This window comes from Candidatus Accumulibacter contiguus (assembly GCF_036625285.1).
GTDB lineage: Bacteria > Pseudomonadota > Gammaproteobacteria > Burkholderiales > Rhodocyclaceae > Accumulibacter > Accumulibacter contiguus.
Window position 1 is genome coordinate 2,611,886 of the sequence record NZ_JAZKUC010000001.1, and the last position, 21,914, is coordinate 2,633,799.

22 protein-coding genes and 3 pseudogenes are annotated in these 21,914 nt (G+C 59.3%); 15 read left to right on the forward strand and 10 right to left on the reverse strand.

The window, feature by feature from the left end; translation table 11 throughout:
- Positions 1-24 precede the first annotated feature (24 nt).
- Entirely contained in the window at positions 25-627 is a 603-nt protein-coding gene (locus V5B59_RS12730; RefSeq protein WP_034913497.1) for a lytic transglycosylase domain-containing protein, read from the reverse strand.
- On the reverse strand, positions 615-2,339 hold the full coding sequence (locus tag V5B59_RS12735; protein WP_169069302.1) for a proline--tRNA ligase: 1,725 nt from the start codon (positions 2,337-2,339) through the stop codon (positions 615-617). Before V5B59_RS12735 ends, V5B59_RS12730 begins: the two co-directional genes overlap by 13 nt.
- A 216-nt stretch (positions 2,340-2,555) precedes the next feature.
- On the opposite strand from V5B59_RS12735, the gene V5B59_RS12740 reads away from it, so the two are divergent.
- Genes V5B59_RS12740 through coq7 form a run of 3 tightly spaced genes read left to right on the forward strand, consistent with a single transcriptional unit; the run spans position 2,556 to position 4,341 of the window.
- The gene (locus V5B59_RS12740; RefSeq protein ID WP_169069303.1) at positions 2,556-3,101 is read left to right on the forward strand and encodes an RNA pyrophosphohydrolase; all 546 of its coding nucleotides are present in this window, start codon (positions 2,556-2,558) and stop codon (positions 3,099-3,101) included.
- On the forward strand, positions 3,098-3,673 hold the full coding sequence (locus V5B59_RS12745) for a CNP1-like family protein (RefSeq protein ID WP_169069304.1): 576 nt from the start codon (positions 3,098-3,100) through the stop codon (positions 3,671-3,673). Before V5B59_RS12740 ends, V5B59_RS12745 begins: the two co-directional genes overlap by 4 nt.
- A gap of 47 nt (positions 3,674-3,720) precedes the next feature.
- Positions 3,721-4,341, forward strand: coding sequence for a 2-polyprenyl-3-methyl-6-methoxy-1,4-benzoquinone monooxygenase (gene coq7, locus V5B59_RS12750; RefSeq protein WP_034919136.1), 621 nt, complete (start codon positions 3,721-3,723; stop codon positions 4,339-4,341).
- Here coq7 and V5B59_RS12755 read toward each other — a convergent pair.
- The 6 genes from V5B59_RS12755 to V5B59_RS12780 all read right to left on the reverse strand — a co-directional run bounded on the left by V5B59_RS12755 (position 4,338) and on the right by V5B59_RS12780 (position 10,416).
- On the reverse strand, positions 4,338-4,757 hold the full coding sequence (locus V5B59_RS12755; RefSeq protein ID WP_034919130.1) for an OsmC family protein: 420 nt from the start codon (positions 4,755-4,757) through the stop codon (positions 4,338-4,340). The two genes, coq7 and V5B59_RS12755, sit on opposite strands and share 4 nt — an antisense overlap.
- Before the next feature lie 620 nt (positions 4,758-5,377).
- A complete protein-coding gene (dut, locus tag V5B59_RS12760; RefSeq protein ID WP_034911247.1) occupies positions 5,378-5,839 on the reverse strand; it encodes a dUTP diphosphatase in 462 nt (153 codons plus the stop codon).
- Positions 5,836-7,032 (reverse strand): bifunctional phosphopantothenoylcysteine decarboxylase/phosphopantothenate--cysteine ligase CoaBC, encoded by a 1,197-nt coding sequence (gene coaBC / locus V5B59_RS12765; RefSeq protein WP_169069305.1) that lies wholly within the window; start codon positions 7,030-7,032, stop codon positions 5,836-5,838. Before coaBC ends, dut begins: the two co-directional genes overlap by 4 nt.
- Before the next feature lie 23 nt (positions 7,033-7,055).
- Positions 7,056-8,687, reverse strand: a complete 1,632-nt coding sequence (locus V5B59_RS12770; RefSeq protein ID WP_169069306.1) for a methyl-accepting chemotaxis protein — start codon at positions 8,685-8,687, stop codon at positions 7,056-7,058.
- Positions 8,688-8,726: 39 nt separating this feature from the next.
- A complete protein-coding gene (locus V5B59_RS12775; protein WP_034911242.1) occupies positions 8,727-9,368 on the reverse strand; it encodes a hypothetical protein in 642 nt (213 codons plus the stop codon).
- On the reverse strand, positions 9,361-10,416 hold the full coding sequence (locus V5B59_RS12780; protein ID WP_332351943.1) for a DUF3592 domain-containing protein: 1,056 nt from the start codon (positions 10,414-10,416) through the stop codon (positions 9,361-9,363). The genes V5B59_RS12775 and V5B59_RS12780 overlap by 8 nt, the downstream gene beginning before the upstream one ends.
- 241 nt (positions 10,417-10,657) lie before the next feature.
- Here V5B59_RS12780 and V5B59_RS12785 point away from each other — a divergent pair.
- The 3 genes and pseudogenes from V5B59_RS12785 to V5B59_RS12795 form a co-directional block, all read left to right on the forward strand.
- Positions 10,658-11,113: pseudogene (locus tag V5B59_RS12785) on the forward strand (UPF0758 domain-containing protein); the annotation flags it as partial.
- Between the two features lie 435 nt (positions 11,114-11,548).
- Positions 11,549-12,685, forward strand: a complete 1,137-nt coding sequence (locus V5B59_RS12790; protein ID WP_332351944.1) for an AlbA family DNA-binding domain-containing protein — start codon at positions 11,549-11,551, stop codon at positions 12,683-12,685.
- Positions 12,686-12,822: 137 nt separating this feature from the next.
- Positions 12,823-14,141, forward strand: a pseudogene (locus tag V5B59_RS12795) (IS4 family transposase).
- Positions 14,142-14,724: 583 nt separating this feature from the next.
- On the opposite strand, the gene V5B59_RS12800 reads toward V5B59_RS12795, so the two are convergent.
- Positions 14,725-16,029 (reverse strand): IS701 family transposase, encoded by a 1,305-nt coding sequence (locus tag V5B59_RS12800; RefSeq protein ID WP_332351419.1) that lies wholly within the window; start codon positions 16,027-16,029, stop codon positions 14,725-14,727.
- Positions 16,030-16,632: 603 nt separating this feature from the next.
- Here V5B59_RS12800 and V5B59_RS12805 point away from each other — a divergent pair.
- The 9 genes and pseudogenes from V5B59_RS12805 to V5B59_RS12845 all read left to right on the forward strand — a co-directional run bounded on the left by V5B59_RS12805 (position 16,633) and on the right by V5B59_RS12845 (position 20,988).
- Positions 16,633-16,866 (forward strand): hypothetical protein, encoded by a 234-nt coding sequence (locus V5B59_RS12805; RefSeq protein WP_169072177.1) that lies wholly within the window; start codon positions 16,633-16,635, stop codon positions 16,864-16,866.
- Positions 16,867-16,919: 53 nt separating this feature from the next.
- Positions 16,920-17,597, forward strand: coding sequence for a RadC family protein (gene radC, locus V5B59_RS12810; protein WP_169072176.1), 678 nt, complete (start codon positions 16,920-16,922; stop codon positions 17,595-17,597).
- A 169-nt stretch (positions 17,598-17,766) separates the two neighbouring features.
- Positions 17,767-18,642, forward strand: coding sequence for a hypothetical protein (locus V5B59_RS12815; protein WP_248595123.1), 876 nt, complete (start codon positions 17,767-17,769; stop codon positions 18,640-18,642).
- Complete coding sequence (locus tag V5B59_RS12820; RefSeq protein WP_248595122.1) at positions 18,546-19,082, forward strand: IS66 family transposase; 537 nt, start codon at positions 18,546-18,548, stop codon at positions 19,080-19,082. The genes V5B59_RS12815 and V5B59_RS12820 overlap by 97 nt, the downstream gene beginning before the upstream one ends.
- Positions 19,083-19,178: 96 nt before the next feature.
- Positions 19,179-19,346: a DUF6399 domain-containing protein gene (locus tag V5B59_RS12825; RefSeq protein WP_248594999.1), complete on the forward strand. Its 168-nt coding sequence runs from the start codon at positions 19,179-19,181 to the stop codon at positions 19,344-19,346.
- 21 nt (positions 19,347-19,367) lie between these two features.
- A pseudogene (locus V5B59_RS12830) lies at positions 19,368-19,576 on the forward strand (hypothetical protein); the annotation flags it as partial.
- 285 nt (positions 19,577-19,861) lie between these two features.
- Positions 19,862-20,140 carry a DUF2281 domain-containing protein gene (locus V5B59_RS12835; protein WP_332351945.1) on the forward strand — a complete coding sequence of 93 codons (279 nt, stop codon included), beginning with the start codon at positions 19,862-19,864 and terminating at the stop codon, positions 20,138-20,140.
- On the forward strand, positions 20,124-20,549 hold the full coding sequence (locus V5B59_RS12840; RefSeq protein WP_169071455.1) for a putative toxin-antitoxin system toxin component, PIN family: 426 nt from the start codon (positions 20,124-20,126) through the stop codon (positions 20,547-20,549). Before V5B59_RS12835 ends, V5B59_RS12840 begins: the two co-directional genes overlap by 17 nt.
- 34 nt (positions 20,550-20,583) lie before the next feature.
- Positions 20,584-20,988: a hypothetical protein gene (locus tag V5B59_RS12845; RefSeq protein WP_248595001.1), complete on the forward strand. Its 405-nt coding sequence runs from the start codon at positions 20,584-20,586 to the stop codon at positions 20,986-20,988.
- A 32-nt stretch (positions 20,989-21,020) separates the two neighbouring features.
- On the opposite strand, the gene V5B59_RS12850 is transcribed toward V5B59_RS12845, so the two are convergent.
- A complete protein-coding gene (locus V5B59_RS12850) occupies positions 21,021-21,914 on the reverse strand; it encodes a type II toxin-antitoxin system HipA family toxin (protein WP_332351946.1) in 894 nt (297 codons plus the stop codon).

Here is a 21,914-nt window from a genome sequence, read left to right on the forward strand (position 1 = left end):
CGGGGCAACCCCTGCTCAGCAAAGTCAACGCAGAGCCAGCTTGCTCTTCGCGTAGGACCACTGGTTCTGCCAGGCCATGCGTACCATGTTCGGGTATGCGGGCTGGCCGAGACTGCCATTGTAACGGCCCAGCGCGCGGTAAAGGTCGCCGCGCTCGATGTCGAGATAGTGACGAAGAATGGTACACCCGTAACGCAGATTGGTGCGCAAGTGAAAGAGGTTGTCGTCGCCGCTTCCGACGATCTTGATCCAGAACGGCATCACCTGCATGAAACCCCGCGCACCAGCGCTTGATACCGCGTATTTCTTGAAACCGCTTTCGACATGGATCAGGCCGAGCACCAGTTGGGGATCGAGACCCGCGCGCGTTGCTTCGTAGTGCACCGAACGCAGGAATTCGAAACGTGCTTCACGGTCAGGGATGCGTTTTTCAAGCCTGCCTGACATCTCGGTCAACCAGTCGATCGCATCCATCGAGTCCTGAAAGGAACTTCTCGGCGGCGCCCGGTCCGAGACCGTTCTCGACAGTGCCGACTGCACACTCGCCGAGAGGGGTTCATACTTCTGCGCTCCGGCGTGTACAGCCAGTGACAGCAGCAGCGCGAACAGTGCCGCTACGCAGCGCACAGGCGGTCCTGCAGGAACTGGCGAATCTCGGTCATCGGCAGCAGCTGCGATTCGGCGTCGATCCGCCCCTTGTATTCGAACTTTCCTGCTGCGAGTCCGCGTTCACCGACAAGCACGCGGTGTGGAATGCCGATCAGTTCCATTTCGGCGAACATCACGCCTGGACGCTCGTCGCGGTCGTCGAGCAGAACGTCGATGCCGGCGTGCGTCAGTTCGGCGTACAAGGCGTCGGCTGCCGCCCTCACCGCATCGCTCTTGGCATAAGCCATGGGAACGATGCACACCTGGAACGGAGCGATCGCCGCCGGGAAAATGATGCCACGTTGATCATGCCCCTGCTCGATGGCCGCCCCGACGACGCGGGTCACGCCAATGCCGTAACAACCCATTTCCATGAACCGGCTCTGACCGCATTCGTCGAGGAAGCTGCATTTGAGTGCCTCGGCGTACTTGCTGCGCAACTGGAAAATATGCCCCACTTCAATGCCACGACACAGTTCGATCCTACCCCGGCCGTCCGGAGACCGGTCACCGGCGACGACATCCCGAAAATCGCCGACCAGCATCGGGTCGACCAGATCGCGAACGAAGTTGACGCCGACAAGATGGAAACCCTTTGCATTGGCGCCGCAAACGAAGTCGCTCATCACCGCCACACTGCGATCGGCGAAGACCGGTATGTTGGCTATACCGACGGGACCAATGTAGCCGGGCGGACAGCCGAGAGCGGCGATGATCTCGTCGTCGCGCGCGAAGCGGAACTCGCCGATGGTCTTCTGAGCCTTGAGTTCGTTCAGATGATGGTCTCCACGCAGCAGAATCAACGCAAGCCCAGCGAAACCTTCGGCCTTGCCATTCCATACGATGGCGATCGCCTTGACCATCCGGGTTACCGGAATATCGAGGAATGCGGCGACCTCCTCACAGGTGATACGGCCCGGTGTGGCGACCTTCTGCAGGTCGGCAGCCGCCGCAGCGCGCCCCTCCGACGGGGCCAGGGCCTCGGCCAGCTCGACGTTGGCAGCAAAATCCGAATCCGGACAATACGCCAGTGCGTCCTCGCCGGAATCCGCCAGGACGTGAAACTCGTGCGATCCGGTGCCGCCGATCGAGCCGGTGTCGGCAGCGACGGCACGGAACTTCAGTCCGAGACGAGTGAATATCCGCGTATAGGTGTCGAACATGTTGCGGTATTCGCGCTGCAGGTCATCGAAACTGCTGTGGAACGAGTACCCGTCTTTCATCAGGAATTCGCGGCCGCGCATGACACCGAAACGCGGCCGGATTTCGTCGCGAAACTTGACCTGTACCTGGTAGAAGTGCACGGGCAACTGGCGGTAGCTCTTCACCTCCTTGCGTACGACATCGGTAATCACCTCTTCGTGCGTCGGACCAATGACGAAATCGCGCTGGTGCCGATCCTTGCAGCGCAGCAGTTCGGGACCATACTTCTCCCAGCGCCCGGACTCCTGCCACAGTTCTGCTGGCTGCACTGCCGGCATCGACAACTCGATCGCCCCAGCGCCATTCATCTCTTCACGGATGATCTTCTCCACCTTGCGCAGCACGCGCAGCCCGAGTGGCATCCAGGTGTAGATCCCGCCCGCCAGCCGTTTGATCATCCCGGCGCGCAGCATCAGCTGGTGACTGATGACTTCAGCATCAGAGGGTGCTTCTTTGAGCGTTGACAGGAAAAACCTGGAAGTGCGCATGGCAATGGCTTGGACAGGAAAGAAGCCGCGATTCTACTAGACGGATGGCCAAACCGCGATGCCAATCATTGTACAAAGAGGCGGTGTTGCCGGGCAAGGTGAGCGACAGCTGCGGCAAAGTGATGGGCCGGCCTTGGCCCAAGGGCTACGCCATGCTTTGCAAGCGCAGCAAAGTATGGAAAAATACTTTAACTAATCAATTTGCAGGTTCTAGAAATGCTTGACCGTGAAGGCTATCGCCCGAACGTCGGCATCATTCTTTGTAACGCCAGGAACGAGGTCTTCTGGGGCAAGCGTATCCGAGAACATTCATGGCAGTTTCCGCAAGGTGGCATCAAGCGGGGCGAAACACCCGAACAGGCGATGTACCGGGAGTTGCATGAAGAAATCGGCTTGCTGCCCGAGCACGTGTATATTCTCGGTCGGACCAAGGACTGGTTGCGTTACGAAGTGCCGACGCACTGGGTAAGACGCGAATGGCGTGGCAGTTACCGAGGGCAAAAACAGATCTGGTTTTTGCTTCGTCTCGTTGGGCGTGACTGCGATGTTTCCCTGCGCTCCTGCGATCATCCCGAATTTGATGCCTGGCGTTGGAACACCTACTGGGTCTCGCTTGACGCGGTGATCGAGTTCAAGCGCCGGGTCTATGAGCAGGCCTTGAATGAACTCGCCCGTTTTCTCAATTCGGATCACCGTCGTGGGCGCCATGCCTCCCCGCATGGCCAGGATCCTGCGCCCGCTGAAATCGTAAACGAGGAATGAATCGTTCTTTGGAAGCGCTGCAGAAGCGCCCGCGAACCCGCCGACGCTTGTCGATCGGAATGTTTGCAGGCTGGCTTGGGGTGGTAGCTGCGGTGCTTCCTTCGGCAGGCTGGTCGGCCAGTGCTCCGCGTGATTTCGAGGAAAAGCGCGAGATACCGGGCGAGCTGCAATTGCCCGCGTTTCCGCAACCGGACAAGCTGATCCCTTTTGCGGTCAGTGCGATGACCGACAACCAGTTCATGATTGACAGCGAATCGCTGAGCATCAGCAGCGACGGCATCTTTCGCTACACTTTGGTGATCGTCAGTCCTTCCGGCGCCCAGAATGTGAGCTTCGAGGCAATCAACTGTGCGACTGCCGAACGTCGGATTTATGCCCTTGGCCGCTCGGACAGGACATGGTCAAAGGCGCGCGGCGATCAGTGGGTAAAAATCGTGGACAACTCGCTCAATCGACACCACGCCGAGCTGTATACCGATTTTTTCTGCCCTGTTGGCATCACCATTCGCAATGTTGACGAAGTCCGCGAGGCGCTGCGCCGTGGTGGCCACCCATCGATGATGCGCCGCTAGTATCGATCATTGCTGCACTTGAACCGCGACGGCAGAGGCTGCTGATGATTACCGACCGATTTGTCATCGAATTTGACAAGGCCTTGCGCACGCTTTTTGCGCCGGCACAGACCACTCGCGAAATGCCGGGGAGCAAGGCGCCGGAAGCCGAATTGTCTGACCGCGAGCGTGCCCATGCTGGCGCCCTGATGCGCATCAACCACGTCGGTGAGGTCTGCGCACAGGCACTGTACCAGGGTCAGGCACTGAGCTGCGACGATCAGACCCTTCGGCAAGCACTGGCGAAAGCGGCAGACGAGGAAACCGAACATCTGGCCTGGACCGAGCGCCGCCTGGTTGAACTCGGAGAACGCCCAAGCCTGTTGAACCCGCTCTGGTACCTTGGTGCGCTGGGTATCGGAATAGCCGCCGGCAAGCTGGGCGACCCCTGGAGCCTGGGATTTCTCGCCGAGACCGAAAGACAGGTCGAAGCACACCTGGACCATCACCTGAGCGAGTTGCCGAGCCAGGACATCCGGTCACGCGCGATCGTGACGCAGATGCGGCTCGACGAGATCGCGCACGCCGAAACCGCCGTGCGCCTTGGCGCACGTGAATTGCCGACGCCGACCATCCTGCTCATGAAACTGGCGTCGCGAACGATGACTCGTACCGCGTACTACATTTAAGCATCGACAATCTCGAAGTCGTGTGTGATCTCGGCGGTTTTGCCGAGCATGATCGAGGCAGAGCAGTACTTGTCCTTCGATAACTCGATGGCACGCGCAACCGCTTCCGGTTTCAGTTGCTTCCCACTCACGCGAAAATGGAAATGGATGCGGGTAAAGACTCTTGGCTCGGCCTCTGCACGCTCAGCCTGCAGGACGACTTCACATCCGGTCACTGCGTGACGCCCCTTCCTCAGAATCAGGACAACGTCGAACGCGCTACATCCCCCCGTTCCGGCAAGCAACAATTCCATCGGTCGCGGCGCCAGGTTCCGCCCACCGGCCTCGGGAGCCCCATCCATCACCACGGTGTGGTTGCTCCCCGTTTCAGCGACAAAAGACATCCCGTCGCCGGTCCACCTTACCTTGCATTCCATGCGTTGCTCCTTTTCCAGACGGGCATGACCAAATGACCAAGCGTCAGACCTCGACAAGCAAATCCGACCCTGTGGTCGTCGGCGACCAATGAACGGGCGCTGAACTTTCGCCGCGGACATCGATTGTAGCTGGAAGTGTTGCCGCAGAGCCCGGCAAAATTGCTGTTGCATCGCAACAATTCTACGGGAGCTGGCGCTTAAATACTGCCATTATCAGTTATGAAATATGGAATCAATGTACTAATCTAACACCAAACTATTGAACATAAATAATTTCAATTTAAAGAGACATCCAGCGAACCCGGCCGGGAAAAAAAATGGCGCAGCGCACAAAAAATACTTGAAGTTCAGCGTAGGATGATCCATAATCTCTTCAACGTAATCACTTTGCAGTTAGGCCAGTCAAGCACTTCCAGCCTGCTTCCCCTGTCTCCTCCACCCTCCTCCTTTGGTGTGGATTTAGCGCGGTTCCAACGAGCCGCGCTTTTTTTTGGCATTACCAATGCATTGGGGGCCTGGCCAGCAAGCGCCAAGAGCGGGGAAGAGCGGGGAAGAGCGGGGAAGAGCGTGCTCAGCAAGTACAGTGATACCGGGCGCCGCGCTTTTGCTGAGCACTGGGCTCAGCTATGCCCTGTGCTTCCGAAACCGCCGTCACCGCGCGGGCTGGCCGGGAATTCCTCGACGACCTTGAAATCCATCTGCAACACCGGCACCACCACCAGTTGCGCCAGGCGATCGAGCGGACAGAGCGTAAAGGCTTCCTTGCCGCGGTTCCAGGTCGAGACCATGATCTCTCCCTGATAGTCGGAGTCGATCAGTCCGACCAGGTTGCCCAAAACGATGCCATGTTTGTGGCCGAGGCCAGAGCGTGGCAGGATCATCGCGGCCAGCCCCGGATCGGCAAGATGGATTGCGATACCGGTCGGAATCAGCAGCGTTTCGCCCGGCTGGATTTCTACTGGAGTATCGATGCACGCTCGCAGGTCAAGTCCGGCCGAGCCGGGGGTGGCATAATGCGGCGGATGGTCACGCAGTCGGGAGTCGAGCAGCTTGACGTCTACCCGCAGGTCCCGGCTGGTCATTGGCGTTTCTCGAGCAGGGCGGCAATGCGGGTTACGAGCTGGCGTGCGAGCTGCAGCTTGGGTGCCGGTGCCAGCGGGTGTTGGCCGTCATCGTCAAAGAGAATCAGCTTGCTGTCGTCGCCGCCAAAGCCGTCGGCAATCAGGTTACCGACGAGCAGCGGAATTTTCTTGCTACGCCGTTTGCTTTCCGCATATTCGTGCAGGTTCTCGCTCTCGGCAGCAAAACCCACGCAGAGCGGTGGTGCGCGCAGCGCAGCGACCTCGGCAAGAATGTCCGGGTTCTGCACCAATTCGATCGACGGCGGCGTCGCCTGTTCGCCCTTTTTGATCTTTTGCGCGATGGGTCTGGCGGGACGGTAATCGGCGACTGCGGCGACTGCGATGAAGACGTCATTGCCGGCGACCTGTTGGTGCACCGCGGCGTGCATCTGCAGGGCACTGCTGACCTCGATGCGGCGGACTCCCTGCGGGCAGGACAGGCTGACCGGGCCGGAAACCAGGGTCACCTGTGCACCCGCTTCGCGGGCGGCGCGGGCAATGGCATAGCCCATTTTCCCGGTCGACAGGTTGGTAATTCCCCGTACCGGGTCGATTGCCTCGAAGGTCGGCCCCGCGGTCAGCAGCACGTGCTTGCCGGCGAGCCACTTCGGCTGAAAGTGGGCAATCATCTCGGCAAGGATGTCTTCCGCTTCGAGCATCCGCCCCAGCCCGGTCTCACCACAAGCCTGATCGCCACAGGCCGGACCGAGGATGTCCACGCCATCGGCGCGCAGGCTGGCAATGTTGCGACCAGTCGCCGGGTTTTCCCACATCTGGCGGTTCATTGCCGGAGCAACCAGAAGTCGGCAGTCGCGTGCCAGGACCAGAGTGGTCAACAGGTCATCGGCCAGTCCATTGGCCACTTTGGCGAGAAAGTCAGCCGAGGCGGGTGCGACCAGCAGCGCGTCGGCTTCCCGCGACAGGTCGATGTGAGCCATGTTGTTGGCTACTCGCGGATCCCACTGATCGGTAAACACCGGCTTGCCGGAGAGTGCCTGGAATGTGACCGGCGTGACAAAGTGCGTCGCCGCTTCGCTCATCACCACCTGCACCGAGGCGCCTTCCCTGAGCAGCAGGCGGACCAGTTCAGCTGCCTTGTAGGCCGCAATGCCACCGCTGACGCCAAGGACGATACGTTTTCCCGCGAGTTCCATAGGGCTGCTCTAGATCATGACCGTTAAATGCGAAAGAACTCGGCTGCTGCACGCAGGCGATGCGCTGTCGTGGCGAGATCGGTCGCCGTAGCGGACACCTGCGCGGCGGCCGAACTGTTCTCCTGGGATCCGGTTGCGATACTTGCGACCGCAGCGGCAATTTCGCCACTGCTTTGGCTTTGCGCGCCGAGTCCTTGGGCAATCTGCTGAATATGGCTGACCAGCATGCCGGTTTCGGCGGCAATGGCGTCCATCGTCGCCTTGGTCGCCTGGACGGAGTGAATGCTTTCGCGTGCCTTTTCCGATCCCGCACCCATTGCATCGATGGCGCTCTCGATCCCTGACTGGACCTGGGTGATCATCGCCGTGATGCGGTCGGTCGATTGGGCGGTACGTTCGGCGAGTTTTCTCACCTCGTCGGCGACGACCGCAAAGCCTCGCCCCTGTTCGCCAGCGCGGGCCGCTTCGATGGCCGCGTTCAGGGCAAGCAGATTGGTCTGGTCGGCGATCTCGCGAATCACGCCAACGATGCTGGAAATCTCACGGGAATGTTCACCGAGTGACAGCATCGAATCCGCGGTGCCTTGAACATCGCTCGCGAGGTGCTCGACCACCCGCGTCGTGCTGGTGATTTCGGCGCTGCCCTGATCGCAGCGTTCCCCAGCCTGCTGAACCTTGATCTTTGCCGCATCGGATTGTGCGGCCATCACCGAGATGCCGCTCGACATCTGTTCCACAGTGGACACCATGGCACTGACCGACGCACTCTGAACGCGCGCGCTGTCGGCGACCGTGGCGATCGTCGATGAGAGCTGCGCGGCAGAAGCGCTGACCGTCTGGGCCGCGGCACGAATTTCCCCGACTGTCCGCCGCAGGTTGCTGGTCGTGGTGTCGAGGGAACGCAGCAGGTCACCGATTTCATCGGCGCGCTCGCTGGCTTGTGCTTGCTGGTCGAGCGCACCGCTGGCGATATTGCCCAAATGCTGGCTCGCCTCCCTGATGCCCGCCAGCAGCGATTTGCCAAAGAAGTAGTTGGCGGCGGCGGCGAGCGTAGCACTCAAGACAAACACCAGCAGCAACACGCGCAGGTCGGATTGGGTGGTGGCGGCCGTGCCAGTCTCGACCTCTGTTTGTTCCCGGGTGCTCAGGGAAACCACGTCATCGATGGCCTTGCGATGTTCAGCATAGTGCGTCGCGAGTTTGTTCAGGGACGTGCGCGCCGTCGTCGCGTCACCAGACTGGACGGCAGGAACGAACTCCTTGTCGGCAATTTCAAAAAATCGCATCGCCGGCGCATGTGCATCGTTCAGGAAACGGGTCTTGATGCCTTCGGGCAATTGCTGTCCGGACCAGAACCTGTGACGCCCGTCGTAGTCCTGTCGCAGTTGCTGCAACTTGCCAATCAGTGCGGCACGTTCGTCCACCCGGTCGGGGTCGACGATCTGCAGCGCGGTGAGGTAGGATTCGATGATGTAGTTGGGTGGCGGGAGGATGTCCGCGACCAGATCCTTGTAGAGGACGATGCGATTGTAGTTCGGGCCACCGACCTTGGTCTGGTTGATCGTATGCCAGGTCCAGACGCCGAAAACCAGGAAGCCGGTAGCCAGGGCAAGGGTCACCAGCAGAAGTTGTATGCGTAGACTGAAACGAGTCATCGGGAAGACCTCCGGGGCATGATTGGCGTTGGCTGATGGTCACCGCGCCAGGTCGGCGCTCTGCCGAGCCAGAACAGAGAGCCACACCTCATCGCCACCCTGCGGTCCGGTACCGCCAACCGCCTGGCCGGACGCGTCACGCAGGGCAATACGCACAGCGCTTGTGCCCTCGTGGCTGGCGAGGCTCCAGTTCCACAGATAGTACCACTGCGACAGATCGCGCAGCCGCTTGTCCGTCGCTTGCTGCAGCCAGGCGTCGCTGACCTGCAGCTGCAGCACCTGGTCAGCATCGACATGCGCTGCAACGATGTGGGCGGCATCCAGGCCGATGCCCCGGCTGGCGACGGCCGCAAGCCATTCCTGAAATTGTCGGAGATGCTTTGCGCCGGCCCCACGGCGATTGAAGATACCCAAGCCGTTGAGCACGATCACGATGATCACCGGTGCAAGCACGCCGAGCGTACCTGCCGTCGTGCGCGCGACATCGAATCTCATCAGGGCCAGGGCGATGGCCAGGGCAGTGACCATCCAGGCCGCCAGCCCCAGCAGCACGCGGCCAGCCCGGGTCAGGAATATTCCGACAGTCATCGGCGGAAAAAGCACCTCCCGCAACACGCTGCCGACAGCATGGTAATCGACGACGCTGGTCAGCCTCGCGGGGCCCTTTGGCAGGTCAGCCATGCGGTTGCCCTGGTTCGCCTCCTGATCTTGCCCGAAGGGTCAGCCAGAGAATCCCCAGCGGCAGGCCCGTCAGCACCAGCAAGCCGAGAATGACGCAGATCCAGACGCCGGCAAGCGCGTCGCCAAGGAGGGTGGCGAGCGCTGGGTCTGCTCCCGTTTCCAGGACGGCATTGCCGGGCGCCTGCGGATCGTGAAAAACGGCCACCGTGCCGCCACCCTGCAGCTGCATTGAATACGCCTCCAGCCGCTGCTCGACCGCTGCCTTGTCGCGGTTCGGGCGCATGCCCAGGCGGATGACGTCGCCAGCATGGACGATATTGCCGACGCGATAGCGGTAATGGATCTCGGCCACCCATGCTGGGCGCCAGCCGCGCCCGACACTCACCCGGGTTTCGTTGAGGCGAATGCTGCGTAGCTGTCCTTCGGTCACGGGCCAGGCGCGCGTGGCCTCGGCCCGTTGCCACTCGGCCGACAGGGTACGATAGTCGTTCCAGTATGTCGCAGCAGTGACCGCAAGGATGCCTTCGAGAACCAGCACCACGACCGCCACACCGAGCCACCTGTTGCACCGGTCGCGCAGCGCATCGGGCGCTTGCCCCCACAGCACGCCTCGATCCCAGACAATGGCGAACCTGGCCGGAGCTGCTGTCGCCGACGTTTCCGGATCGACGCGATACTGCATGGCGGCCACCGCGATATTGGTCGGCGGCACGCTGTCGCCAACGACCTGGTCACAGCGGATGCGGATCGATTCTTTGGATTCGTTATCGTGATGCTCGACCAGGCGGACAACGAGCTCGCGGGCGGTGGTTTCCGTCTGCAGTTGAACCGGGTGACCCGGTACGGTGGCGATCACGGCGGATACTTGCCGAAGCAGCCGACGACGGAAGGCGTTGATGACCAGCAGCGGCGCCTGCAGCAGTAGCGCGGCGATTACCAGCAGGCTGATGAGGCCAGCCGGACCGGCTGGCTGCGGACTATCGAGGGCCAGCGGCAGCGCGGCCAGCAACAGTCCGCCCAGGGTAACGGCGCGGTAGAGGCGTACCATTGCCTGCCAGTGAGCAGAGGGGGTTTGCAGCAATGGATGAATGGAGAGTGTTGGTGATGAATCAGCCATCAGAGTCCAGAGCTAGATACCTCTTCGGAGTCGAGACAGTAGCCTGCCTTTGCGACTGCGTCAATCATGCGCCCTGCAAGGAAGGGAAACGGTCATGACTTCCATCATCGGGGGTGCCTGCAACAGTCATGACCGTTAGAATGCATGGCAGCACATTGCTGGGGGTAACAAGATGGCGATTAGCGACTGGCCAGAGGACGAGCGACCACGTGAACGCTTGCTCGCCCATGGTGCGGCATCCTTGTCGGATGCCGAATTGCTGGCAATTTTCCTGCGTGTCGGCGTCAAGGGAAAAAGCGCCGTCGATCTGGGGCGCGAGCTGATCGGTCGATTCTGCGGCCTGAACCGCATGTTCGCTGCCAGCCAGGCGGAGTTTTCTGCGGTGCCCGGCATGGGGCCGGCGAAGTACGCCCAATTGCAGGCAGTCCTGGAAATGGCTCGGCGCGCGCTCGGCGAGGAAATGCGCCAGGGACTCACCTTTGCCTCTCCTGGTGCCGTACGCGACTACCTGCGGCTGCATCTCGCGGGCCTGGAGCACGAGGTCTTCCTTGCCTTGTGGCTGGATGCACAGAATCGCCTGATTGTCGCTGAAGAGCTCTTCCGCGGTACGCTAACGCAGACCAGTGTCTAAGCACACGCAGGAACATTCTAAAGCACAGATCGGTAGCTCAGGCATCCCCATTCGCTTCCACGGCAGGATACAATCGAAGCGTCCTGTTCCGCTGAACAGCGCTGCGTGAGTCTCAAGAAGTGGGGGGCTGTCAGGGGCGACAGCGGCTATAGAAGGCGCTGAACTGCTCACGGTAATGCTCACGTACCCCAAGCTAGAATGAGCCATGTTCTAGGCGGCGTCTGACAGTTTCCAGGGGTGAGCAGTCAGTGACGGTAGTACAACACTGCTGGTTCGGGAGACTGTGTTTAGCGGGTTTCAGCGCTAATTGTATGTCGAAGCAACCTGATTACATTTCATGGCCCAGAGATGACGTCGAACCAAATACCTGAAATAGAACTCGCATCCTACCGATTCAAGTTAAAGCGAATTCAGCGTGATGAACTACCGCAATTGCTGGAGACACTCCTCCAGCAGGGGCGTCTTACGGAGTCGCTTGCACCTGATATTGCAGAAGCAATCGAGCGAGGAGCGAGCCGCCGGCTTACAAGCGAATTGCTCTCTAAAGTTATTGCAGCGACCAACTCCAAAAGAATATTCGATGCAGGAAGGGAAACTCTTAATCTTTGCCGTGAAGAGTGGTATAGGTTCGTCGGATTGATTGATGATGAAGATGTGGAGAAGCAATTAGTAGAAATTATCTACGACCACGTTAGCAACGGTCAAACCCCAACTCATTTTTTACGCATTCTTGATGCATTGGTCGAGCGTGGTTCTCATCGCAGTATTGAAGTGATTCAGGTCTTGATCTATGAACTCGATCCGAAATTGCAGTCCGCAAATGTCGTTTTTGACAGCGTAAAGGATCAAATAAGTGAAGAAAGTGCACCTCAAGAATTTGGAAACATTCTTTATAACCGATGGCTTCTTCAATTCCATGTTGAACGGCTGCGTGCTGCATTGGCTGCGCTAAAGGTTAGGCTAGATGCAACAGAAAACAAAGAATCGTCAATTGATCAGCAAATGCTTCCATCCGATAATACTTATGTAGACGACAAAAACAAAGGCATGAATGGCTCATGGCGACAAGCACCGGAACCCGGCGACGTTTTCGCACTCATTAAACGCGGTGAGGGGCCACATCTCGAATTTAAATCCACCCTTCGGGTAAGCTTGCCGCCTAAACAAGATACACCTCAATATGTCATCGAGGGTGAAGTTCTGAAGACTGTCTGTGGATTTCTGAATAAAGACGGTGGTGAGCTAGTTATAGGAGTAACGGATAACGGCGAATGCCTAGGAATTGAAGCAGATAAGTTCAAGAACCTCGATGAGTTTCAGAAGCACTTCTCAAACCTGATGCGGACGAAGATTGGAATACAGTTTTACGCAGCCTTCGTGTTCGGCCATGTTGTCCCGATTCAAGATAAGCATGTGTTCTACGTGAAATGTATACCTAGCGATCAGAAGGTATTCGCAAAGGTCAAGAAAAAAAAGGATGATCCTGAAGTTGAAGAATTCTTTGTCCGAACCGGCTCCCAAACAGAGAGGCTAGAAGGCACCCGATTACCCACAACTCACTTGACATAGGAGCGCGCGGCGTGGCTTGACTCCAACGCGATAGCAAACGCTGTTGCATTTCCGCTTACCCACCCCATATATGCAAACGGCAACAGTTTTCAAGCTGTTGTTAAAACGTATATTTCGTAATCTTGCGGAGGTATGGCATGGGTTGGGCAGCGGAGGAGTTCAAGGATCTGGATTTGGGGGATGCGCGGCGGACGCGGCGCTTGATCAAGCTGGTGGATGATCTGTCGGCACAACCGACCGGAAGCATCCCGGTGGCTTGCGGGGGTTGGGCGGAAACCAAAGCGGCCTACCGGCTGCTGGACAATCCCGCGACGGACTGGCGTGAAATCCTGGAGGTTCATACCCAGCAAACGATAAAGCGGATGCAGGGCCAGCCGGTTGTCTTGTGTGTTCAGGATACCACCGAAGCGGATTTTACCTCGCAGCCGGGGATTGCCGGGCTGGGACGGTTGAGCTACGACGCCCAGCATGGGATGTTTGCGCATCCGACCCTGGCGATGACGCCGAGCGGGTTGGTGTTGGGCGCGACCGACTGCTGGATGTGGGCGCGAAAGCCAAAAGGTCAGCCCGACATCAAGGAAAGTATCCGCTGGGTGGAAGGCTATACCATCGTGGCCGATCTGGCCGAGACCGTGCCTGGTAGCCGGCTGGTATACATAACGGATAGGGAAGGCGACATTCGAGCGGTGATGAACACGGCCGCCGAGCGGGACTATCCGGCGGACTACCTGATCCGGTCCAAGCATAACCGCAAGACGAGCATGGGCGACAAGCTGTGGGACCGTGTGGGCGGTGGCGAAGCGGAAGGAGAACTGGAATTCACCATGCCCGCAGCGCCAGACCGCCCGGCCCGACTGGTGCGGCAAACGCTTTACCGGGAGCGGGTCACCTTGCCCGTACGCAAGGGTGCGCCGGTCGTGACCGTGACCGCGATCCTGGCGCGAGAAGAAAACCCGCCGGTTGGGGAGGAGCCCATTGAATGGAAATTGCTGACCAATCGGACGGCGGAAACGCTCGAAGACATCGTACAACTCATTGATTGGTATCGCCGCCGCTGGCTGATAGAAATTCTTTTCCGCATTTGGAAATCAGGCTGCAAGATAGAATCCCTGCAGTTGGGCAGCATGGAGCGACTGGAACGCGCCTTGGTCATTTACCTGATTATCGCCTGGCGCATCCTGTCCTTGGTTACCTGGGGCCGGGACTGCCCCGATTTGCCCTGTGACGTGGTGTTTGATATCAAGCCGCCTGGATCGTCGCCCATCGCTCACCACCGCCGGATGCTCCCCCGCCCCTGGGTCAGATGGTGCGGCTGATTGCCGGCTTTGGCGGCTTTCTCGGGCGAAAACACGACGGGCATCCCGGCCCCAAGGCGATCTGGGAAGGGATGCAGAAGGTCAGGGCATTTGCCATTGCCCTGGAGGCTGGCCGTGCCGCCTATTTCAATGACGGATGAGTTGTGGGTAATCGGGTGGGCTAGAAGGAGGGGTGCTAGTGGACTATTGTCAGTCTAGATTCGGACGAAAATCACTCTGAACGGGGAACGACAGAGATGAAAATGCCCCCTTCCATTTCTCGCCAGTGATGGCTCAGGGTCGGAAGCAGCAGTCAGCATGGATGTATCGGCGATGCTCTGCTGTCGGCCACAAGCGGACGGTGAAGAAGCTATTCCCATAGCGGAGATCCCGTCGAAAAGTTCAACCGGTCTAATTAGACGTTATCGAAGGATTAAAGGGGCCAGGCTCGAATTAAATGCGGGAATCAAGATCCCGAACAACTACCTCAGCGGCTTGTTTTTCTGGTTCTGATCGGCGTTGGTGCATAATTCGCCATGAAAAATTAACATAAAAACAGCATGTTAGAAAAAGCAACTTTCGGAAAATATGCCAGGAACGTCAAATTTTGTCATAAATTGACGCCTCCATCGCTTTAAGCTATTGATTTTTAAAGAGAGTATTTATGCACCAACGCCGTTCTGATCCCGGCCTAACGCCATGACTCTTGGTACGGCGTTTTGCGGAAATCAACTTAGTTCTACATTAACAGATTCTAATGGCATTTTTGGGTGCTGGCGGCTGCCTTCGGTAGGCGCTGTCGCGGGCGCTTTGTCGCCGTGCATGACGCTCGGCGATGATTCGCACGAGGTCTTCGCGACCGTGAATCTTCACCGGGAGCTGCGCCACGAGCATGTCGACGACATCGGCACAGGACAGTAACTCGGCGTAGGGTGAGTGTTGCCGCCGCTCCTTGACGAGAAAGAGTAGTGCAACGCAGACGAGCGCCATGTGGTTGTACCAAGCCCGCCACTTGCGTACCTGGTAGTCGGCCATCCCACAGCAACCTTTCGCATTCTCGAAGGCGCGCTCGATGAAGTGGCGCTGTGCCTGCATGCGTGCCAGCTCGCGAAGTGGCGTGTCGGGCGCCGCGTTGGAGAGCATGAACTTCACCTCCTTGCCATCGCGGCGTGCCAGGAGATGCCATTGGCGGGCCTGTGCGCTGTTCGGATGACTGATCCACACGCGGGTATGGGCAAACATCGCGCGCACTTCACCCTTCTCCCCGTCGCGCAGGATCACCGGGTGCCACTCCTTTCGTTTCAGGCGCGCGGCCCATTCGCGGGCTTCCCAGGCCGGTACCCACGCCTTTCCCGGATCGGTAAAGTAAAACTGCTGGTCGCTGTGCACCTCGGTGGCGAATACCTCACCTGCATCGTCCCAATCAAACAGCAGCCAAGTCGCGTGGCCATAGAGGCCGTCGGCACCGATGAAGCCAAAGCGCACCCCGGCGGCTCGTGCCCGCTTGACCATCTCGGCAGCCATCTGCGGCTTAGTCCGAAAGACCCGTGCCGATTCCGGAATCCCCGCTTCCTGGCAACGCTTGGCGTCTTCAACCCAACGCTCTGGAAGGAACAATTCGAAGTCGATGATCGCCGCCTGCGACCCTCGTGCCAAGGCGGCATACACTCCAACCTGCGAGTTCTCGACCTTACCCAGGCGACCGTTGTACTGCCTGGCGACGCCCGCTGAATGGTCGCCCTTCTTTTGGACCCCAGACTCATCGAGCAACAGTCCCGTCTCTGGCCCACCGATCCACTCGTCCGCTTGTCGCGCCGTCTCCCGACGCACATTCTCAAAGTCCCATGCAGCATCGCTCAACATGTGGTGGAGGCTGTAATACTCGGTCTCCGCCACCGTCTCGCTCATCTGTTCCAGGTTCGCACGAGGGCTTTGAAAAAGGCCCCGCAAGTACTGTTCAGCTTGCTCGGCCGTGCTTCGCGTTTTACTGCGGAAACACTCCCGGAACGACTGAAAATGGCTGGTCAGATTCTCGCAGCAGCTGGCCACCGCACGCCCGATCCCAAATAAATAAATTTGGCGATTTCATCGTCATACTCCTTATGTGGTAGAGCATTAGATATGTAGCTCAATAGCCTGTATTTCAACCATTTTAGAAATGTGGCAAAGTAGAATTAGGAACGTTCAAAAAACAACCTGCGGAAATTCATTGCTGGACTGGAAAAACGGTGGGATTCCATTGATCAGCTTTCGCAAATTGTTATTGAAACGTTCCTTAGTGTGAGTAGCGAAGACAGATGAAGATGTGATTGCCACTTTTCGTTTCTATGCGACACATGGAAATCAGAAAGGCTCATATTTGGTTGTCAGTGCATTATAATGTCATGTACTCAGCAATTCCCGGCATGATTTAACCTGTTGATTTATATTTATAATTAACACACCAAATCTGTAATTTCTGACCAAGCGGCAAACTCCAGCCTTAACTTGCGGTGTTCAGGATATATGACTCTCTGCACGTCGCCTCGGCCATTGTCGGCAAAGCGGACATTCTTGTGACGACGGATGACCGGTTCAGCAAACGGTTGCGGCAGTTTGGCAGAGTCAGGGTGCTTTTCCCGATGGAAGCGGTGTCTTGTCTGGAGAAATGGTATGAAGACTGAAGCAGAAATTCGCATCGCCGGAATGCAGGCGTTGATCAGTGCCCTCGGGTTGGTTGAAGCCGAACGCTTCATGGTGGCGGTATCGCGCGATCGCTTCAACTATACCGAGTGGCGGCGTCATGGATTGCCGGGGATGTCGCTCGAACTGCTGGCACAGCAAGCAAATCGCCATACAGAAGAACTGAACGTGCAGCAGGGAAAACCGGAAGGCTGCGGCAAGTAGTTGTTGTCAAGATTATAATGCCGGAAGACGCATTCGACGGGTGAGGTGGCGAGATGGCAATTACCGATTGGCCCGAGGACGAGCGACCGCGCGAGCGCCTTTTGGCGAACGGAGCGGCGTCTCTGTCGGATGCCGAATTGCTGGCGATCTTCCTGCGTGTCGGCGTTCGCGGCAAGAGTGCCGTTGATCTGGCGCGCGAACTGATCGGGCGTTTCGGTGGCTTGACCCGCATGTTTGCCGCCAACTCGGCGGAGTTTTCGGCAGTGCCCGGCATGGGGCCCGCGAAATACGCGCAGTTGCAGGCGGTCGTCGAACTGGCACGGCGGGCGCTGGCTGAAGACATGAAACGAGGAATCACCTTTGCCTCTCCTGGTGCCGTACGCGACTACCTGCGGCTGCATCTCGCGGGCCTGGAGCACGAGGTCTTCCTTGCCTTGTGGCTGGATGCACAGAATCGCCTGATTGCCGCTGAAGAGCTCTTCCGCGGTACGCTGACGCAGACCAGTGTCTATCCGCGCGAGGTCGTCAAACAGGCGCTGCGGCACAACGCTGCGGCAGTGGTGCTGGCGCACAATCACCCCTCCGGAGTGGCCGAACCGTCACGCGCCGACGAGTTGCTGACCAGCGAACTCAAGCAGGTGCTGGCCTTGGTGGAAGTGCGAGTGCTCGATCACTTCATCGTCGCCCAGCAATCACCACCCTTGTCTTTCGCCGAACGGGGACTTTTGTAAATTCACTCAGGCCAGACGGCTAACGATCAAGGATGACTGCTTTCTCAGAGCAAAGCGGCGTGACCATTACGAGGTGCACCAGCAGCGTAAAGATTCACCCCCCCAAAAAAATCCCCCCCAGAAATAATTCGTACGTCATAATACTGCCACTCGACAACGAACCGACGCAATGCACCTCCGCAAGCACGACCTTCTGCAAATGGACGCCGAGTGGCTGAAGAAGCTGCCAGCGGAGCGATTGCCGGACGTGTCTATCCGCCTGCTGGATGACGTCAAGGAATTGCAGGATCGTCTGAATCAGAACCCGGCCAACCGCTCGCGGCCCCCGACCAGCCAGGCGCCTTGGGAGAAACCCGGCGCGGGCGAGGAAGAGGAGGAAGAGATGCCTGCGAAGAGGCCCCCGGCGAAAGTCCCGGAAGCGGCGACGGAGGCGATGGACCCAGCGAATTCGACGGAAGAAACCGTCCCGCGAGACGAGCCGCCGCCCTTACCGCTGAAGGCGTCGGACCGAAAGGCCGGCAAGCAGTCCGGCAGTCCGGGTCATGGCCGCACCCAGCAGCTCACGGTGACCGACACGTGCGAGCACCGGCCGGCGTGCTGCGCGGCTTGTGGTCTGGCGCTGGCGACGGATACCCCGTCGCAGGCCTACACGGCCTGGGATGAGGTCCCTATTGCGCCCCCCATCGACGGTCAGATCGGGTTGATCTTCCGGGTCACGCGTCACCAGATGCTCGAAGTGAGCTGCCCCTGCGGGCATACCACCCGTGCGCTGCCGTGGCGTGCGCCAGCCTACAGCCTGTGGGATCGGGTGGGACTGGGCGAATGGCGCCTGGTGGGTCCGCAGTGGGCCGGGATGATCGTTTTCCTGGCGCTGCGGATGCACCTCTCCCTGCGGCGCTTTCGCGAATTAGTGATGGCTACCGAGTCTACCGCGCTTGGGAGAACCGCCTGCGCTGCTGGGCGCACCGGATGCGCAAGCTGCGGGGACTGGCCGAATCGAGTGATGCTCGGGTGGCGGAGGTCGGAAAGGAGATGGAAGGGCTGATGAAGACCTGGATGGCCGCCATTTACGCGGCGCGAATCGACCCGCCGCCGGAAGGACTGCGGATTCGCTACGCCGCGGCCATCGAGCGGCTACGGCAACAGTGCGAGGCGCACCAGGCGGATGACCACAAGGTGCTGGGTAGCGTCGCCCGCGAATTCCTGTACGAGGGGAAGGTCATCCTGCGCCCGGTCAACGAGCCCCATCTGCCGCTGACGAACAACGCCGCCGAACAGGCGCTGCGGCACTGGGTGATTGCGCGCTACCTCAGCCACGGCACCCGCTCCGAAGAAGGATCCCGCGCCTTTGCTCTCTTGGCCAGCGTCATCGAAACCTGCCGCCGCCGCGAGGCATGCGCCTGGCGCTATCTCGGCACCGTCATCGAGGCTGCCCGCAAGGGCCTCGAACTTCCCGCGCTCCTCGCCATCCCGGTAGCTGCGTAGGGGGGTGAATCTTTACCCCGAAACGGTATCAGGAGGCTTGGCAGCGAGCACTAGAGGCCTGGAAAGCAGACCCGTTCCATTCGGAATGGTCCGAGAATGAGTTGCAGCGCTGGCTGGAATGGGGGGAATGGGGGGAATGGATGGTGCGACAGTTCGTTCCATCGCAGTTCCTCCGCCGTTGAAGGGCGCAATGGCCGCTTGTCTCAGTTGTACCATAACGGGCGAGGTCTGACGAAAAGCCGCCTGGCTGCCTGGCTGCGCTAACGGTTATCCACAACTATGGGGGGAGACGACAACAGCTACATGTACCGCATGCTCAACCTCACCACGCTCGCGCCAGACATCGTGGCGGCCATCCTGGATGAAACCTTGCCTCCTCACGTCACCGCGCATGAGCTTGCATCAGTCCACCGGTGCTGTGGGAGGAGCAACGGAAGCGGATGGGTGTAACTGGCCCTCTCGGCCAGGAGCAGGCCAACTCGGCGTCAGGATGACTCGGGAAATGGCGCAACGACTCCACTACTCGGAACGAAGCTGACCGTGATGCCTTGCATTTTTGAATTGCGTCAGCAAGATGCACCATATCGCACACCGAGGACGCAACGGGTTAAAGGGAAAGACAATGCAAGCGGCTCATGCGCGCGCGAAACAGTTCCAGGAGGGTGAGCAGTCGCCCGACAAGGACAAGAATGTGGTCAAGAAGTGGCTTGTGCCTTCCTGACCAACGTACAGCTTCAGGCGCTGGCGCGCTGAGCGCGCCGCAGCTCGGGAGGATGGTGATGAATGCTACTGTTGAACAAAGCTTGATGTCGAAGATCAGAACACTCTCGCCGCAGCAGGTGGCCGAGGTGGAAGATTTCGTGGAGTTCCTGGCTACCAAGGTCAGGAAGCGGAGAGCGCTGGATCGTCTGCTCGCCATCGCACCGGCACTCGAAGCCGCCGGCGCCGCGCCGATGAGCGAGGACGATATTGCCGCTGAGGTGGATGCGGTGCGCGCTGAGCGCCGCGTCCGGGAAGCTGGATCAACCAGCAAGGACTCGGGTGCGGATCGTTCTTGACACCAACGTGGTTCTGTCGGCGCTATTGTGGCGCGGCACTCCGCATCACTTGCTGGCTGCCATCGGCCAACGACACAGCGTCCAGATCTACAGCAGCACAGCGCTGCTTGAAGAGTTGGCTGAAGTACTCACGCGACCATCAGCAAGCAAGCGCCTGGCCTTGATCGGCAAGACGGCCCGCGAAGTGCTGGCCGATTACGTCGAGATCATCGAGCTGGTCGAACCCGCCAGCGTGCCGGGCGTGGTGGCGGGCGACATTGATGACGATCAAGTGATCGCCGCCGCTGTCTCGGCCCGCGCAGATCTGATTGCCTCGGGGGATCGCAAGCACTTGCTGCCCCTGCGCAGCCATCAAGGCATTCCCATCGTCGATGCAGCCGAGGCGCTCAGGCGCATCTCCAACCGCTGATGCGAACAATAAGTTATGTGATTTTATTGTCGGCATGTACATCGCCCGCATCCCCAACCGCAAGTCCAAACCCGCCATCCTGCTCCGTGAGTCGTATCGCGAGGGGGGTAAAGTCTGCACGCGGACCATCGCCAATCTGACGAATTGGGCACCGGAGCGGATCGTCACCATGGAACGTCTGGTGAAGGGCGAATTCGACGACTGGTCGGGGGAGATGACCAGCGGCGAGATTTTTGGGGTGCTGTGTGCCCTCAAGCAGTTGGCCGACCAGGTGGGCCTCACACGGGTGCTGGGCAGCGCTGCGGAAAGCAAGCTCAACCTGTTCCTGATTCTCGCGCGCATCGCGCGTGGCGGGTCGCGGCTATCGGCGGTGCGCTGGTCGAAACAGCACACGGTGGCCGATGTTTGGCAGTGGAAGCGTTCGATGTCTGTCGTCTGAAGCGTGAGGGGTCTTGTCCTGCAGGCAGGTGTTCAGGTGCCTGCGGAGAATAGCGGCACGCGTGCCAGGTGAGATGAGATGCGGTCGAGCGCCTGCGCGGTGTAACCGAAGTCGCCGCGTGAGGAGTGCCATGCCGTCATGATGGCTTCTCCGGCGTGTTCGATCCGGCTGGCCATTAGCGTTTCGTCGTCGCCAATCTTGCGCGCGAGGCGCAGGAACGATTCGCGAGTGGCGTCCTGCCAGCGTTTCGAGCGCGCGAGGTTGAGCGCCAATTGGTCGTCAGCCTTGTACTGAATGGTCGAAACGAGATCGTAAGCGGGCGCAAGCCTGGCGTTTTCGCCGTCAGGGTAGATCAGGCTCCAGTTCTTGAGGTGCGCATCGCCGTTGCCGGAGGCAATGACGAAAACCAGTCGCCGGATGAATTCGTCCAGTTCGGATTCTCCGGCGAGTTTGGAGACCAGGTTGGCCAGCGTTTCGTAGTTGTAGCTAGCGTATTTCTGCTCGGGGTAGAGACCCAGAATCTGCGCGAAGTCCTCGATGTGAACCCGCTTGCCCGGCGCCGGGCGGTCGAAGCGGCGGACAGCCAGAGCCGTCTGACCTCCGAATATACTGGCTTCCGATGGCAGGCCAGAAATCTCCGCAACCGGAATCAACTGAATTTCCGGGATATCGATGCCGCTGGCCTCTGCCCAGCGCATCGTTGCATGCTCGTTTTCCGGCACACCCGGAAAGCGGGCGTCCGGCAACTTGACGATCCAGTCGCCGCCGGTGCCACTGACCGTGATGGTCAGTCCGCGCCCTTCGCTTCGGGCGGAAAACTTGAGCTGCACTCCGGCCAGCGAAAAGTGCCAGTCGCTTTCGCCAGCGTGCTCTTCGGTCGCCTGAAGGGTTGCGTCGGCGGTTTCCGGCAACGCATCGTCGGCCAT

What these genes read in the sequence shown, in the direction of transcription:
- V5B59_RS12735 (WP_169069302.1), bottom strand. Translation starts at nt 2,339, where the DNA reads ATGCGCACTTCCAGGTTTTTCCTGTCAACGCTCAAAGAAGCACCCTCT.
- V5B59_RS12740 (WP_169069303.1), top strand. Translation starts at nt 2,556, where the DNA reads ATGCTTGACCGTGAAGGCTATCGCCCGAACGTCGGCATCATTCTTTGT.
- V5B59_RS12745 (WP_169069304.1), top strand. Translation starts at nt 3,098, where the DNA reads ATGAATCGTTCTTTGGAAGCGCTGCAGAAGCGCCCGCGAACCCGCCGA.
- V5B59_RS12755 (WP_034919130.1), bottom strand. Translation starts at nt 4,757, where the DNA reads ATGGAATGCAAGGTAAGGTGGACCGGCGACGGGATGTCTTTTGTCGCT.
- dut (WP_034911247.1), bottom strand. Translation starts at nt 5,839, where the DNA reads ATGACCAGCCGGGACCTGCGGGTAGACGTCAAGCTGCTCGACTCCCGA.
- coaBC (WP_169069305.1), bottom strand. Translation starts at nt 7,032, where the DNA reads ATGGAACTCGCGGGAAAACGTATCGTCCTTGGCGTCAGCGGTGGCATT.
- V5B59_RS12770 (WP_169069306.1), bottom strand. Translation starts at nt 8,687, where the DNA reads ATGACTCGTTTCAGTCTACGCATACAACTTCTGCTGGTGACCCTTGCC.
- V5B59_RS12775 (WP_034911242.1), bottom strand. Translation starts at nt 9,368, where the DNA reads ATGGCTGACCTGCCAAAGGGCCCCGCGAGGCTGACCAGCGTCGTCGAT.
- V5B59_RS12780 (WP_332351943.1), bottom strand. Translation starts at nt 10,416, where the DNA reads ATGGTACGCCTCTACCGCGCCGTTACCCTGGGCGGACTGTTGCTGGCC.
- V5B59_RS12805 (WP_169072177.1), top strand. Translation starts at nt 16,633, where the DNA reads ATGAAGACTGAAGCAGAAATTCGCATCGCCGGAATGCAGGCGTTGATC.
- radC (WP_169072176.1), top strand. Translation starts at nt 16,920, where the DNA reads ATGGCAATTACCGATTGGCCCGAGGACGAGCGACCGCGCGAGCGCCTT.
- V5B59_RS12815 (WP_248595123.1), top strand. Translation starts at nt 17,767, where the DNA reads ATGCACCTCCGCAAGCACGACCTTCTGCAAATGGACGCCGAGTGGCTG.
- V5B59_RS12825 (WP_248594999.1), top strand. Translation starts at nt 19,179, where the DNA reads ATGAGTTGCAGCGCTGGCTGGAATGGGGGGAATGGGGGGAATGGATGG.
- V5B59_RS12835 (WP_332351945.1), top strand. Translation starts at nt 19,862, where the DNA reads ATGAATGCTACTGTTGAACAAAGCTTGATGTCGAAGATCAGAACACTC.
- V5B59_RS12845 (WP_248595001.1), top strand. Translation starts at nt 20,584, where the DNA reads ATGTACATCGCCCGCATCCCCAACCGCAAGTCCAAACCCGCCATCCTG.
- V5B59_RS12850 (WP_332351946.1), bottom strand. Translation starts at nt 21,914, where the DNA reads ATGGCCGACGATGCGTTGCCGGAAACCGCCGACGCAACCCTTCAGGCG.